At 58.1% G+C, this 14,881-nt stretch carries 12 protein-coding genes; 1 reads left to right on the top strand and 11 read right to left on the bottom strand.

Going from position 1 to position 14,881, the window contains the following annotated elements; all coding sequences use genetic code 11:
* Positions 1-18 precede the first annotated feature (18 nt).
* From QU660_RS03460 to QU660_RS03440, 5 genes are read right to left on the bottom strand one after another with little or no spacing between them, the layout of a single operon-like run.
* Positions 19-1,002, bottom strand: a complete 984-nt coding sequence (locus QU660_RS03460; RefSeq protein WP_304946949.1) for a biotin--[acetyl-CoA-carboxylase] ligase — start codon at positions 1,000-1,002, stop codon at positions 19-21.
* A 9-nt stretch (positions 1,003-1,011) separates the two neighbouring features.
* Entirely contained in the window at positions 1,012-1,302 is a 291-nt protein-coding gene (locus QU660_RS03455) for a DUF6637 family protein (protein ID WP_304946948.1), read from the bottom strand.
* Positions 1,299-2,090, bottom strand: a complete 792-nt coding sequence (locus QU660_RS03450) for a TrmH family RNA methyltransferase (RefSeq protein ID WP_304946947.1) — start codon at positions 2,088-2,090, stop codon at positions 1,299-1,301. The genes QU660_RS03455 and QU660_RS03450 overlap by 4 nt, the downstream gene beginning before the upstream one ends.
* A complete protein-coding gene (locus QU660_RS03445) occupies positions 2,087-4,000 on the bottom strand; it encodes an NAD(+) synthase (RefSeq protein WP_304946946.1) in 1,914 nt (637 codons plus the stop codon). Before QU660_RS03445 ends, QU660_RS03450 begins: the two co-directional genes overlap by 4 nt.
* Positions 3,997-4,950 (bottom strand): SPFH domain-containing protein, encoded by a 954-nt coding sequence (locus tag QU660_RS03440; protein ID WP_304946945.1) that lies wholly within the window; start codon positions 4,948-4,950, stop codon positions 3,997-3,999. The genes QU660_RS03445 and QU660_RS03440 overlap by 4 nt, the downstream gene beginning before the upstream one ends.
* A 158-nt stretch (positions 4,951-5,108) precedes the next feature.
* On the opposite strand from QU660_RS03440, the gene QU660_RS03435 reads away from it, so the two are divergent.
* On the top strand, positions 5,109-5,579 hold the full coding sequence (locus QU660_RS03435; RefSeq protein WP_304946944.1) for an RrF2 family transcriptional regulator: 471 nt from the start codon (positions 5,109-5,111) through the stop codon (positions 5,577-5,579).
* 116 nt (positions 5,580-5,695) lie between these two features.
* On the opposite strand, the gene QU660_RS03430 is transcribed toward QU660_RS03435, so the two are convergent.
* The 6 genes from QU660_RS03430 to QU660_RS03405 form a co-directional block, all read right to left on the bottom strand.
* Positions 5,696-7,024: an aminotransferase class I/II-fold pyridoxal phosphate-dependent enzyme gene (locus QU660_RS03430; RefSeq protein ID WP_304946943.1), complete on the bottom strand. Its 1,329-nt coding sequence runs from the start codon at positions 7,022-7,024 to the stop codon at positions 5,696-5,698.
* A 76-nt stretch (positions 7,025-7,100) separates the two neighbouring features.
* Positions 7,101-8,297: an iron-containing alcohol dehydrogenase gene (locus QU660_RS03425; RefSeq protein WP_304946942.1), complete on the bottom strand. Its 1,197-nt coding sequence runs from the start codon at positions 8,295-8,297 to the stop codon at positions 7,101-7,103.
* A 266-nt stretch (positions 8,298-8,563) separates the two neighbouring features.
* Positions 8,564-9,790: a tyrosine--tRNA ligase gene (gene tyrS / locus QU660_RS03420; protein WP_304946941.1), complete on the bottom strand. Its 1,227-nt coding sequence runs from the start codon at positions 9,788-9,790 to the stop codon at positions 8,564-8,566.
* Between the two features lie 51 nt (positions 9,791-9,841).
* Positions 9,842-10,543: a metallophosphoesterase gene (locus QU660_RS03415; protein ID WP_304946940.1), complete on the bottom strand. Its 702-nt coding sequence runs from the start codon at positions 10,541-10,543 to the stop codon at positions 9,842-9,844.
* Positions 10,544-10,596: 53 nt separating this feature from the next.
* Positions 10,597-13,791: a carbamoyl-phosphate synthase large subunit gene (carB, locus tag QU660_RS03410; protein ID WP_304946939.1), complete on the bottom strand. Its 3,195-nt coding sequence runs from the start codon at positions 13,789-13,791 to the stop codon at positions 10,597-10,599.
* Positions 13,784-14,860 (bottom strand): carbamoyl phosphate synthase small subunit, encoded by a 1,077-nt coding sequence (locus QU660_RS03405; RefSeq protein WP_304946938.1) that lies wholly within the window; start codon positions 14,858-14,860, stop codon positions 13,784-13,786. Before QU660_RS03405 ends, carB begins: the two co-directional genes overlap by 8 nt.
* Positions 14,861-14,881 lie beyond the last annotated feature (21 nt).

Raw genomic sequence — 14,881 nt, 5'->3', positions numbered from 1 at the left:
CCGCTGAAGATACGAAACTTAAATATAGCCGTAAATCCCGCGCACACTGACCTCTCCGCTCCGAACGGCCGTGAGACTTTGATCTTCACGCCGCACCAAGAGCTCACCGCTCTCCGTAATGCCCTCCGCAACACCGCAGTACTCGCCGTCGGGGTCCAGAACGCGCACTTCTCTTCCCCGGTTCGCAAGCAGCGCTTCATAGCGCTCCTTCAGAGCCGCAAAGCTGCCGTTCTCTTCAAACAACTTCTCATAGTGCGCAAACTGCTTCCAAACCGCGGCAATGATGGGCGTGCGCGCCGTCTCCTTGCCCTGTTCGATTGCGAGTGAAGTCGCAACTTCTCGTATTTCTTCCGGAAAGCTTCCCGTATTGACATTGATGCCGATGCCGATGACCACAAATTCGATGCGGTCCAAATCCGTACTCATCTCCGTGAGTATCCCTGCGACCTTTTTCCCGCGCACCACAACATCGTTCGGCCACTTGATGGCTGCCTCGAGGCCGGTCGCCTCGCGTATGCCGTCCGTCACGGCAAGTGCCGTGACCAAGGTAAGCATAGATGCGCGCTCCGGGCGGAGCTTCGGGCGCAGTAAAAGCGACATCCAGATGCCACTGCCGGGCGGAGAACTCCAACTTCTGCCTCTGCGCCCCCTGCCCGCGGTCTGTTCCTCCGCGACAAAGAGCGTGGGGCCCGCGTCGCCCTCTCCGGCGGCACGTTTCACCTCCAGATTGGTCGAGTCGGTCTGCTGCAAAAAGACCCAGCGCTTCAAAAACCGCTGATCGCCGAAGGCCTCATCGAGAGAGGCCTGACTCAGCAAATATCCTGTATTTCGCAATAAATACCCTCGATTCTGTCTCGCTTCAATGGTATAGCCCTCATCCCGAAGCTTTGCGACCGCCTTCCAGACGGCGGTCCGTGTCACATGAAAACGTTCACAGAGCGCCTGACCGGAGCAGTAATCGCCCGCGTCGAGCAGGGCCTTTAAAATATCATCCTTTAACAAGGCTTCACCTCAGAGCATGACAACCGCGCTGATTGCGCAGAGGATGAGGAGCAAGAGCCCCAGAAAAACGATCGCAAACGCAGTTCCTTTTTTCCGGTGTGCCCGCCCGAGCGCCGAGAGGCGCACCAGGCCGTTTGCAAGGGCCAGGAGACCCGCCAGGCCGAAAATCAGGGAGAAAAAGAGCGGGTGCTCTTCCGGCGACAAAAAGGCAAAGACCGCCAGCACCGTGACCGCAACCCCGACAAAGACATGCAGAGCATCCAGTAAAAAGCTGTTCTGCGCCGTCATGCTTCCCTTCATGCACGCTCCTTTCTTCTCTGTCTTGCGCGCTCGTAGAGTAAAATCGAGGCGGCAACCGCCGCATTTAAGGATTCCACCTGCCCGAGCATGGGAATGTGAATGCTCTGATTTGCCGCGGCAATCGCCTCCTCGCTGAGGCCGGCAGCCTCATTGCCGATTAAAAAGGCAGTCTTCTCCGGGTAAGCTATGCTGTCATAGGGTACGGAGGCCTGAAGCGCCGCCGCATAGAGGCTTATCCCTTCCTGCTTGAGCTGAAAGAGTGCCGCCGGAAAGTCGTCCACATAGACCACCGGAATGCGGAATATGCTGCCCATGGTCGCGCGCACCAGTTTCGGGTTGTAGACATCCACCGTGCCGCGGTTTGCGAGTATCGCAGAGAGTCCTGCCCCCTCACCCGCGCGCAGCATGGTGCCCAAATTGCCGGGATCCTGCAAACTCTCGACCGCGAGGAAGCAGCTTGCACCTTCCGCCAACACTTCCGCAAGACTCTTTCTCTGCATGCGGACCAGTGCGAGCACGCCCTGCGGCGTCTTCGTGTCCGACATCTTCGCGAAAATATTGTCTGCGACGGTCTCTGCCTTGAGCCCGGCTATTTTTTCCCGGATGGTTCCCTCGGCGCGCGCTGCAAAACTCTCACTCACATAGAGCTCTTCAATCTCGGCTTCGGGCGCCTCCAGAAACATGCGTACCCCCTCAATCGGAAAGAGTCCCCGCTCCGCGCGGAGAGAGGCCTTGTCAAAGATCGCCCGCACTTCCTTCACTTTTTTGTTGGCCGGAGACGTAATCATAGCGCCTCCGCCTCTTCGATCCAGATGCGGCTCATCGCATCCGAGGGCATGCGGAGATCGCCGCGCGGCGAGACCGCAACACTGCCCGTCTTCGGGCCGTCCGGCAGACAGGAACGCTTAAACTGCTGCGTGAAGAAACGGCGGAGGAAGGTGAGCAGCCACTTTTTGACAGTCGCCTCGTCATAGACGCCCGCAAAGGCGCGCAGACCAAGGCGGTAAATTTTCCGCGGACCGCTGCCGTAGCGCAGCATCTGAAACAGGAAGAAATCGTGGAGCTCGTAGGGTCCCACCAAATCCTCTGTCTTTTGGCTGATGACGCCGTCCTTCGGCGGCAAGAGCTCGGGGCTCACCGGCGTATCGAGAATGTCGAGTAAGACCTCGCGAAGCTTTCCGCTCGCAAGACCGGCCTCATGCTCCACCAAAACACGCACCAAGGTCTTCGGCACCGAGACATTGACCGCGTACATCGACATGTGATCGCCGTTATAGGTGGCCCAGCCGAGCGCCAGCTCCGAGAGATCTCCGGTTCCGATCACCAGTGCATTGTCCCGGTTCGCAATGTCCATGAGCACCTGGGTGCGTTCGCGTGCCTGAGAATTCTCATAGGTGATGTCGTGCTTCTCGGGATCCTGTTTGATGTCCTTAAAGTGCTGTAACACGGCTTCGCGTATCGAAATTTCCTCGAGGCTTGTCCCGAGTGCCGCCGCGAGTTCGCAGGCATTTCGATAGGTCCTGTCCGTCGTGCCGAAGGCCGGCATGGTTATCGTCTCAATGCCGCTCCGCGGAAGGCCGAGCGCATCAAAGCTCCGTACCGCGACAAGGAGGGCAAGGGTCGAATCAAGTCCGCCCGAAAGCCCCAGCACGGCACGGGAGCCGTGGATGTGGTCAAGGCGTTTTTTCAGGCCGAGTGCCTGTATCCTAAGGATTTCCTCGCAGCGCTCCGCGCGCGCCTCGGGCTCTGCCGGCACAAAGGGTGCCGGGTTCACCTTTCGCGTAAGCTCGGTCTCCGTGAGACTTAGCGAAAAGTCGATGTCGCAGTACAGGTTTGACTCGCTGTCTCTCTCCGGATAGCTGCTCTGACGTCTTCTTAAGAAGAGCAGCTTTTTCAAATCCAATTCCGAAGCGATGACCGTATTCGTGAGCAAGGGGGACTCCGCGAGCACTTCTCCGGCCTCCGCAATTAAATTGTGGGCGCTGAACACGAGGTCCTGTGTCGATTCCCCTTCGCCTGCGCTCGCGTAGACATAGCCCGCGAGCAGCTTGCTGCTCTGCGCCTGTACGAGTTCGCGCCGCGCTTTCCGCTTTCCGGCGAGCGCATTCGAGGCCGAGCAGTTCACGATGAGCGTAGCCCCTGCCGTGCAGAGATCGATGGAGGGCGCATTCGGCACCCAGAGATCCTCACAGATTTCAACGCCGATTTTGAGCTCCGGCAAGCTCTCGCAGGAAAAGAGCAGTCTCGCACCGAAGGGCAAGCGCTCCCCGAAGAGAGACACCAGAACCGGAGACTCGAAGCCCGGCGCAAAATAGCGCCGCTCATAAAACTCGCCGTAATTCGGAATGTGACGCTTCGGCACGAGGCCGAGCAGTTCTCCCTTCTGAAAAACGGCAACCGCATTGTAAAGTCGGTTCTCAAACGCAAAGGGCAGACCGACAAAGCAAAGCACTTCGCTGTCCGCCGTGTTATGCAACAGCTGCCGCAACTCCCGAAGCACCGCTTCCTGCAGCGCGTCCTGCAAAAACAAATCCCCGCAGGTGTAGGCGCTCAGCGCGAGCTCGGGGAACACCAGTACCTTGGTTCCCCGAGCCGCTTCGCTCCGAATGATGGTCTCGATTTGCTCCCGGTTGTAAGCGGGATCTGCAACCCGCACGGAAGGCGTCGCGGCCGCGACGCGGAGAAACCCGTCTCTCATGCTTTCTTCTCACTCCCATCGCCCGGCGTTGCCACCGAAGCGGTCTCCTTTAAAGCGGTCACCAGTCCCGCCATATTCTGAATGTCGGACGGAATCACAATCTTGGTCGCTCTGCCGTCCGCGACGCGGGTCAAAGCATCCAGACCGCGGAGACGCAACACAGCCTCATCGGCACCCGCCTCGCGAATCAGACGGATACCATCTGCCTCTGCCTCCTTGACGGCGCGAATTGCCTTTGCCTGACCTTCCGCCTCCTGAATCTTTCTCTCCTTCTCTGCCTCTGCGCGGAGAATCGCAGTCTGCTTCTCTGCCTCCGCATTCAGGATGGCAGCCTCCTTATTACCCTGCGCGTTCAGGACCGCGGACTCCTTCTTACCCTGTGCCAGAGTGATAAGCTCACGCTTCTCGCGCTCTGCCTTCATCTGCTTCTCCATGGCCTCGCGAATCGCATCCGGCGGAAGAATGTTCTTCAGCTCGACACGGTTTACCTTGATGCCCCAGGGATCGGTCGCGACATCCAGCTGAGAGCGCATCTCGGTGTTGATGGTCTCACGGGAAGTCAGCGTGGTATCGAGGTCCATGGAACCGATGATGTTACGAAGCGTGGTTGCCGTCAGGTTCTCGATTGCGGAAATCGGGTTCTCGACACCGTAGGCATAGAGCTTCGGCTCGGTAATCACAAAGAAGACGACGGAGTCGATGCGCATCGTGACGTTATCCTTCGTAATCACGGGCTGCGGCGGGAAGTCCGCGACCTGCTCCTTCAGGTTGACGCGCTTCGCGATGCGATCCACAAAGGGAATCTTAAGGTGTACACCCGCATCCCAAGTCGAGTGGTAGCGTCCCAGTCGCTCGATGATGAGCGCCTGCGCCTGCGGCACAATGCAAATACCGTTAACGAGAATCGCAAGAAACAGAACCAACAGAATGACACCCGGTACAAACGGCATATTTTTCCTCCTTTTTTTGAGAAAATACTCCAATTGTTTTCGTTTCAGTATACCATAATTCGGGCTGTTTTGCTTGCCAAAGCGTTTTTTTCCTGCTATTCTAAATCCCGAGTGAATTGCTAGGAAATACTGGCAAAGAAAGCTTGGAAGGAGTTGTCATGAAAATATCCACAAAGGGGCGCTATGCGCTTCGCCTGATGATGGAATTTGCGAGACAGCCGGAGCAAGTCACGCGTTTAAAAGATGCCGCCGCAAAGCAGGAGCTCTCGGAAAAGTATCTGGAGCAGATTGTGTCCGTGCTGAGCAAAGCGGGTTTCGTGAAGAGCATACGGGGCGCCCAGGGAGGTTATCTCCTGACCCGCGCACCCGAGAGCTACTCGGTCGGCGACATCTTACGCCTGACCGAGGGCAATATGGCGCCGGTTATCTGTCTCGGACAGGACTCGGTCTCCTGCGATCTCGCCGGAAGATGTGTGTCCCGTTCTGTCTTTTCGCGCATTGAGGACGCAGTCAATGAGGTGATCGATCACATAAGCCTTGCGGACCTGCTACGCGAAGAGGAGAACCTTTCCCTCACGGCGGCCCCTCTTCCGGAGGATGCCCACCGACGCTGTCAGGGCGCGCGCTGAGCGCGACGGCCAACGCATAGCCCTAAATACGATAAACTACCCCCGTGCGGTTTCGACCTCAGCCGAAATCGCACGGGGGTAGTTTTCTGTTTTCATCTTTATGAGAGCGAAAGCCTTTAGACAGTTTCGCCGTTCTCCGCGCTCTTCGGCGCCGTTTCCTCAAAAGCCGCGAGGAACTTCTCAACGCTCACATACTTCACGCAGAGCGCAAAGAGCTCTGCAGCGATGCGCAAATCGTTGAGGGGCGGGAACGAGGGCGCTATGCGGATGTTCGAGTCGTGCGGATCCTTGCCGCCCGGCCAGGTAGCGCCTGCGCCGGTCATGACCACACCCGCCTTGGCGCAGCGGGACACAACCTTCTTCGCGCAGCCCTCGAGGGTATCGAAGGAGATAAAGTAGCCGCCCTTCGGCTTGGTCCAGCTGCCGATGCCGAGACCGCCGAGTTCGCGCTCCAAAATCTCATCGACCATCTCGAACTTGGGACGCAGAATGTCCGCGTGCTTTCTCATGTGCTCGACCATGCCGTGAATGTCCTCGAAGAAACGGACATGGCGCAGCTGGTTCACCTTGTCGTGGCCTATGGTCTGAACTTTGAGCTGCTTCTTGATGTCCTCGAGGTTATTGAGAGACGAGGCGAGCGCCGCAATACCGGAGCCCGGGAAGCTGACCTTCGAGGTCGAAGCAAACTTGTAGACCAGGTCCGGATTGCCCGCGCGCTTGCACTCGGCAAGAATCTCGATAATCGTATCCTGTTCGTGGTCGTAGAGATGATGAATCGTATAGGCATTGTCCCAGTAGAGACGGAAGTCCTTGGCCGCGGGCTTTAAGCGTGCCAGACGGCGCACGGTCTCATCCGAATAGGAGTTACCGGTCGGGTTCGAATACTTCGGGACGCACCAAATACCCTTGATGGACTCATCCTCCGCGACCAGCTTCTCGACCATATCCATGTCGGGACCGGTCGGCAGCATGGGCACCGGGACGTTCTCGATGCCGAAGTACTCGGTAATCGCGAAGTGACGGTCGTAACCCGGCACAACACAGAGGAATTTCACCTTGTCGAGTTTGCACCACGGGGTCGCCCCCATCACACCGTGCGTATAGCAGCGGGAAATCGTGTCGTACATGACGTTCAAGCTCGAGTTTCCGTAGAGGATGATGTGGTCATAGGGCACTTCCATCATATCTCCCATGAGCTCCAGCGCCTCGGGAATACCGGTCAACACACCGTAGTTGCGGCAGTCCGTGCCGTCTTCGGAGCGAAGCTCGCTGTCCTCGTTCAGCACCGCCATCATCCCCATCGAGAGATCCAGCTGCTCCGTACAGGGCTTGCCGCGGCTCATATCGAGTTTCAGGGCCATGGCCTGCATCTCCTTATACTTTGCCTTGAGCTCCTTCTTTAAGCCCAGCAATTCTTCCTTGGTCAACTCTGCATATGGTTTCATCGCCGCTCCTTTCGGGCTGTGTTAATATTTTCACGAAATTCTAGCACTGATTTGCCTTCCGCGCAAGTCCCTGTGTTTAAGCACGCGAATAAATATTCCGAATGTCCTCATACGTTAAGACACGGAAGGAACCGATGCTGCGGCTCTTCTGATAGCTGCATTCGTCCGCAAAGGCCAGAATTTCTTCTTCGCTCGCCGCATGACCGAGAAGTTCGCCGAGGCGTATCGGCATGCCGAGGGAGGCAAAGAAATCTTCGCTTGCCTTGATACCGGCCTCGACGCGCTCCTCTTCCGTGCCCTCCGTGATGCCGTAGACCTTTTCCGCAAAGCGGACAAAGCGAGAGGGGTTCGCATCCTTCACATAGCGCGCCCAGGCGGGAAAAACCGCAGTCAGCGTCGCGCCGTGGGTGTAGTCGCCGATTGCCGAAAGCGCCATGCCGAGCTGGTGGCAGGACCAGTCTCCGTCGCGGGGCGTATCGCCTTTCGAGCCAATACCGGTAAGGCCGACATGGGACACGGAGCCGCACCACATGAGCTCGCTCATCGCCTCGTAATCCTGCGGATTCTTGACCGCAATCGGACCGAAGCGCACCACATCCCGGAGTAAGCCCTCCGCAATCTCATCGCTCAGGTGATTGCCGAGTATGGGCGTAAAATAGCGCTCCGCCGTGTGCATAAAGATATCCGCGGCACCCGCGCCGATCTGCCATACGGGCAGCGTCATCGTGAGCTCCGGGTTCAAAATGGCGAATTTCGGGCGGTTAAAGTCGGTCGTGATGCCGCGCTTCGTGGGCTGCGGGAGGGTATCGTTTGTGAGCACCGCGGAATTACTGGTCTCGGAGCCCGCCGCAGAGATGGTAAGAATCACACCGATCGGGAGGCTCGCCTCCACCTTTCTGCCTGTCCAGAACTCCCAGATATCGCTGCCGGGGGCCGCCACGGTATGCGCGACACCCTTTGCCGTATCGATTACGGAGCCGCCGCCGACCGCCAAGATAAAGTCCGCCCGAAAGGCCCTCGCCTCCTCGACCATGCGGCGCGCGGTCGATACCAGGGGGTTCGGCACCACACCGCCGCTCGACAGTACGCTAAGGCCTGCCGCACGCAGGTTTTCTTCTATCCGCGCGAGGAGACCGCTCTTCTTTGCGGAGTTGCCGCCGTAGATTACGAATACCCGCTTACCGCCGTAGCGCTGCACCAGCTCTGCCGCTCTCGCCTCTTCACCGCGCCCGAATACGATTTCCGTCGGCGCATAATAAACAAACTTCTGCATGCTTCTCCTCCTTTGCTGTGATGCTGTTGCTCGAATCTGATTTTTGTCGGGTTTCGAATCTCCGCCCCGCCGTATCCCGGTATCGGCAGTACCGGTAAGCATCGTTTTCTTTCTATCCCGTTTTCTCTTTATCCCGGCTTTTTCCCCGCTCTCTTTCGTTTTGCGGTAGATACACCCGCTCCGCCCGGGTTCGGTTTTGATTGTTTTTCCTTCGAAGACGACGGCCCGGTTTCGCTCTCCCGGGCCGTTTTTCGCTATGATTCGACTTATGCTTTTAAAAGCTTCACAAAATTCTTTTTGCCGCGCTTTAAGAGCTTGCCCTCGCCGGCAAAGAAATCCGGCTCATAGCTTGTCGCGATATCCTTCATGCTCTCGCCGTCCATGCTGACACCGCCCTGCTGGACATTGCGTCTCGCCTCGGAGCGGGAGGCCGCAAGACCTGCCTTCATAAGCAGACTCAGGATATCCGCCTTGCCCTCAACAAAGTCTTCGTCCGAAAGCTCCACAGTCGGGACATTCTCGGATGCCGCACCGCCCGCAAAGAGTGCCTGTGCGCCCTCGCGCGCCTTCTTGGCCTCCTCTTCGCCGTGCACCAGCGTCGTGAGCTCGTATGCGAGAATATCCTTTGCCTCGTTCAGCTGCGCTCCCTCCCAGCGATCCATCTCATCGATCTTCTCGAGCGGCAGGAAGGTCAGCATGCGGAGGCACTTAAGGACATCCTGATCGCCGACATTTCTCCAGTACTGGTAGAAATTAAAGGGCGAGGTCTTGTTCGGATCCAGCCAGACCGCACCGCCGACGGTCTTACCCATCTTCTTGCCCTCGGAGTTTAAGAGGAGCGTGATGGTCATGGCGTGCGCATCCTTGCCGAGCTTGCGGCGAATCAACTCCGTGCCCGCGAGCATGTTGGACCACTGGTCGTCGCCGCCGAACTGCATGTTGCAGTGATAGCGCTGAAAGAGCTCGTAGAAGTCATAGCCCTGCATGAGCATGTAGTTAAACTCGAGGAAAGAGAGTCCCTTCTCCATGCGGTTCTTATAGCACTCCGCGCGGAGCATGTTGTTGACCGAGAAGTGGGGACCGATGTCGCGGATAAACTCAATGTAATTCAAGTTCCGAAGCCAGTCGGCATTGTTCACCATTCTCGCCTTGCCTTCGCCGAACTCGATGAAGCGGGACATCTGGCGCTTAAAGCTCTCGCAGTTGCTGTCAATCTGCTCGATGGTCATCATGCTGCGCATATCGGTTCTGCCGGAGGGATCTCCGATCATACCCGTGCCGCCGCCGACCAGAGCAATCGGCTGATTGCCCGCCATCTGGAGACGCTTCATCAGGCAGAGCGCCATAAAGTGTCCCACGTGCAGACTGTCCGCCGTCGGATCGAAGCCGATATAGAAGGTCGCCTTGCCCTCGTTCACGAGGCGGCTCACCTCTTCCTCGTTGGTCACCTGTGCAATCAGCCCGCGGGCCTTGAGCTCATCGTAGCAATTCATCTCTTCTTCTCCTCTTTCAAAATCGTAGATAGGTTCAGTATACCACGGCGCTTAAATTCTCTCAAAGCGCATCATGCCGTTCTCGATTATCATCGCCGTGAGACAGCCGTTCTCCTCGCCGCAGCCCGTGTCCATCGCAATCGCACCCGTGCGCGGCAGCTGAAACCAGGTGCCGTAGCTCGGGTGAAAGCGGCTCTCGACGCCGCTGCCGTCCAAATAAGTCGGGCAATCGACACGGTGATGCCCGAAAACCGTGAGTTTTCCCGCGTAGTTGTTCTCTTCGATGCAGCGATTGCCCCAGAGAAAGGTCTCCGGCTCGTTGTTCCAGATGACCTCATCCGCAATGTCCGCGTGCACGGCAATGAAGTCCTGACACTCATACCAGGTCCGCGTATGGTCCTTCAGCCAGAGCGCCGTCTTCCCCGGCGCTATCTTTCTCTCCTCCAGAGACGCGAGGGTCTCCTTGCCGCCGTTCTGCTTCCAGAGGAGACCGTTGGCAATCTGCCCCCTTGTTAAGAGCAGGGCATCGAGGAGCATTTGCTCGTGCTCGCCGCGGATGTAGACAAAGCGTTTTTCCATCCGCTCCGCAAGATTCCGGAGGGCGATATAGGTCTCCGCCGGAGAAGTTCCGTAGTCGAGGGCGTCTCCGAGCACCACCAGTTCCTCTGTGGCCGGATCGAAATTCAGTTCCTCCAGCATACCGCAGAGTGTCTCCGCCTCACCGTGGATGTCCGATAGTATGATTGTGCGCATGGCTTCTCCTCATAGACAACTTGCCCCGCCTGGCGGCGGGGCAAGGATGCGCGTCAGAGCGACGCGATATCGATCAGTGTGAGTTCCTCTGCCTTCTGCTCAAGCGCAGTCGCGAGAGCCTCCGCGGTGTCGAGCGCCGTCAACACATTGACGCCTGTCTCGACCGCATTTCTGCGAATCTCAAAGCCGTCTTTCTCGCGATCCGCTCCCTCAGGCGGCGTATCGATGACAAGGTCCATCTCATGGCCCAGAATGAGATCCAGAATGTTCGGATGCTCCTGCTCAAGCTTTCTCACCTCGAGTGCCTTGATGCCGGCGTCCTTTAAAACCTTCGCCGTGCCGCGGGTCGAGAAGATGCGGTAGCCGAGCGCCTCGAAGCGCTTTGCGATCGGTGCAATCTCCGCCTTATCCTCATCGCGAACGGTAATAATCATGTTCTTGTACTTCGGGAGCTTTACGCCCGCGCCCTGGAAGGCCTTGTAGAGCGCCTCGTTAAAGCTCTTTGCGATGCCGAGGCACTCGCCCGTCGACTTCATCTCCGGTCCCAGGCTGATGTCGGCGCCGCGAATCTTCTCAAACGAGAAGACAGGCATCTTGACCGCAATGTAATCCGCCTCCTTCTGGAGACCCGGTTCATAGCCCAGTTCACGAATGCTGTGACCGCAGATCACGCGGGTTGCAAGCGGAATAATCGGGATGCCCGTGACCTTCGAAATGTAGGGAACGGTGCGCGAGGAGCGCGGATTCACCTCAATCACGTAGACTTCTTCGCCCTTCGCGATGAACTGGATGTTAATCATGCCCTTCACGTGCAGCGCACGCGCGAGCTTCTCGGAGTAGTCGACAATCTTTGCCTTGACGGTCTCCGAGAGCGACTGCGCCGGATAGACCGAAATCGAGTCTCCGGAGTGAATGCCGGTGCGCTCAATGTGCTGCATGATACCCGGAATCAGGATATCCTTGCCGTCGCAGACCGCATCGACCTCAACCTCAATGCCCTGAATATACTTGTCGACCAGAATCGGGTGTTCCTGCGCATAGCGGTTGATCACACCGATGTACTCGTCGATATCGTGGTCCGAAATTGCGATGCGCATGCCTGCGCCGCCGAGCACGTAGGAGGGGCGCACCAGCACCGGATACCCCAGGCGGTGGGCAATCTCCTTTGCCTCTTCCGCCGTAAAGACCGTGCCGCCCGCCGCGCGCGGAATGCCCGTTTCCTGGAGAATCGCGTCAAAGCGCTCTCTGTCCTCGGCCGCGTCGACATCCTCCGCCGCCGTGCCGAGAATCGGAACGCCCATCTTCATGAGCGCTTCGGTCAGCTTGATTGCGGTCTGACCGCCGAACTGCACGACCGCGCCGTCCGGCTTCTCAAAGTTCACAATCGCTTCGACATCCTCCGGCGTCAGGGGCTCAAAGTAGAGCTTGTCCGCAATGTCAAAGTCGGTCGAGACCGTCTCCGGATTGTTGTTGACGATGATGGTCTCATAGCCCTCTTTCCGGAAGGTGAAGGTGCAGTGCACGGAGCAGAAGTCGAACTCGATGCCCTGACCGATGCGTATCGGGCCGGAGCCGAGAACCAGAACCTTCTTCTTCGGCTTCGTCTCCTCCGCCTCGTTCTCGCCGTCGTAGACGCTGTAGTAGTACGGGGTCTCCGCCGCAAACTCCGCCGCGCAGGTATCGACCATCTTAAAGCCCGGGTAAATCTTGAATTCCGCGCGCTTTGCCTTGACCTCGGCCTCGGTCTTGCCGCTGAGCGCCGCAATCACGTGATCCGGGAACTCAAAGCGCTTCGCATCGCGAAGCAGTTCCTCGGTCAGCGGTCTTCTGCGGAGCTCTGCCTCCATGCGGACCAAGCGGTCGAGCTTATGGATGAACCAGCGATCGATCTTGGTCAGCGCGAAGATATCGTCGTAGGAGAAGCCGCGGCGCAATGCCTCCGCGATGACCCAGATGCGGCGATCGTCTACCACGCGCAGCTCTCTCTGGAGCTCGTCGTCGTCAAGGGAAGCGTAGTCATAGCTCATCAGGCTGTCCACGTGCTGCTCGAGCGAACGTATCGCCTTCATGAGCGCGCCCTCAAAGTTCGTGCAGATCGCCATAACCTCACCGGTCGCCTTCATCTGCGTGCCGAGCGTGTGCTTTGCCGTGATGAACTTGTCAAAGGGCAGACGCGGCATCTTGACCACGCAGTAGTCGAGCATGGGCTCGAAGGACGCGTAGGTCTTCTTGGTCACCGCGTTCTTAATCTCATCCAGGGTGTAGCCGAGCGCAATCTTCGCCGCGACCTTTGCGATCGGATAGCCGGTCGCCTTCGAAGCGAGGGCCGAAGAACGGCTGACACGCGGATTCACCTCAATGACGCAGTACTCAAAGCTGTTCGGATTCAGCGCGTACTGCACGTTGCAGCCGCCGGTGATGCCGAGCTCGGTGATGATGTTGAGCGCGGAGCTGCGGAGCATCTGGTACTCCTTGTCGCCGAGGGTCTGGGAGGGCGCAACCACAATCGAGTCGCCCGTGTGCACGCCGACCGGATCTAAGTTCTCCATGTTGCAGACCGTGATTACGTTGCCCGCGCCGTCGCGCATGACCTCGTACTCAATCTCCTTCCAGCCCGCAATGCAGCGCTCCACAAGCACCTGTCCCACGCGGGAGAGGCGGAGACCGTTCTGCAGTATCTCAACGAGGGCACGGCGGTCTTCCGCAATGCCGCCGCCGCTGCCGCCGAGCGTGTATGCCGGGCGCAGCACGACCGGATAGCCGATTTCCTCCGCAAACGCGATGCCGTCCTCGACATTCTCGACGACCTTCGACGCTGCGACCGGCTCGCCGATCTTTTCCATGGTCTCCTTAAAGAGCTCTCTGTCCTCTGCCTTCTTGATGGTCAGCGCCGTGGTGCCGATCAGGCGGACATTGTGCTCCGCAAAAAAGCCTCTCTCCTCGAGCTCCATCGCGAGATTGAGGCCCGCCTGACCGCCGAGGGTCGGGAGCACCGAGTCCGGCTTTTCCTTCAGAATTAAGCGCTCCAATACCTCGACCGTCAGCGGCTCGATGTAGACATGGTCCGCAATGTCCTTGTCCGTCATGATGGTCGCCGGGTTCGAGTTTAAGAGCACAACCTCTATTCCCTCTTCGCGGAGCGCGCGGCAGGCCTGGGTGCCCGCATAGTCAAACTCCGCCGCCTGTCCGATGATGATGGGGCCGGAGCCGATCACCAATACTTTTTTGATTTCCGGATTCTTAGGCATGCTGCACCTCCATCATTTCAAGAAAGCGGTCAAAGAGATACGAGGTATCGTGGGGTCCCGGGCAAGCCTCGGGGTGGAACTGTACGGTCAGAATGTTCTTGCCGCAGTAGGCAAGTCCCTCGTTGGTGCCATCGTTGACGTTCACAAAGCGCGTCTCCGCGACCTTCGGGTCAAGGCTCTTGTCATCGACCGCATAACCGTGGTTCTGGGAGGAGATATACGCTCTTCCGCTGACCAGATCCCGCACCGGATGGTTGCCGCCGCGGTGACCGTACTTCATCTTATAGGTCTTAGCACCGGTCGCGAGCGCCATGAGCTGATGTCCGAGGCAGATTGCGAATATAGGCATATCCGTGTCGTATAATTTTTTGATTTCCCGAATCAGGCCCACATTTTCCGCGGGATCGCCGGGGCCGTTCGTCAGGAAAATGCCGTCAGGCTTTTCCGCGAGGATATCCTCGGCGCGCGCATCCTGCGGCCATACCGTGAGTTCCAGACCGCGCGCACTGAGTTCGCGGAGCATGTTGCGCTTAATGCCGCAATCGATGATAGCGACCTTTTTGCCCTTGCCCGGGATCACATACTTTTCCTTGCAGCTCACACGGGCCACGGCGCCGAGCACCTGATACTCCCTCATCCGCCGCAGAGCGTCTTCGCGGTCAAAATCCGGATTCGTGGTCAGAAAACCGTTCATGGTGCCGCGCTCCCGAAGGAGCTTGGTCAGTGCGCGGGTATCGATGCCCTCAATGCCGGGCACATCCTCCGCAATCAGGAACTGCTGCAGGGTCTCGCGACTCCGGAAGTTCGATGCGAGCTCCGCGAGCTCGCGGACAATGAGGGCATCCGGCCATGCGCGCCCCGACTCCATGTCCTCGCGACACACGCCGTAGTTTCCAATCAGCGGATACGTCATTACTACTGCCTGCCCCGCATAGCTCGGGTCCGTCAGCACTTCGAGATAGCCGGTCATGGAGGTGTTGAAGACAATTTCACTCACCACTTCCTTGACTGCACCTATGCTTCTCCCGGTAAACAGTGTGCCGTCTTCCAGTAAAAGATACGCTTTCATCTGCAATCCTTTCTATAGTTC

Origin of the sequence: Stomatobaculum sp. F0698 (assembly GCF_030644385.1) — a bacterium.
Taxonomy (GTDB): Bacteria; Bacillota; Clostridia; order Lachnospirales; family Lachnospiraceae; genus Moryella.
Note: the sequence above shows the minus strand (reverse complement) of the source record. Positions and strands in the feature narration are given on the sequence as shown.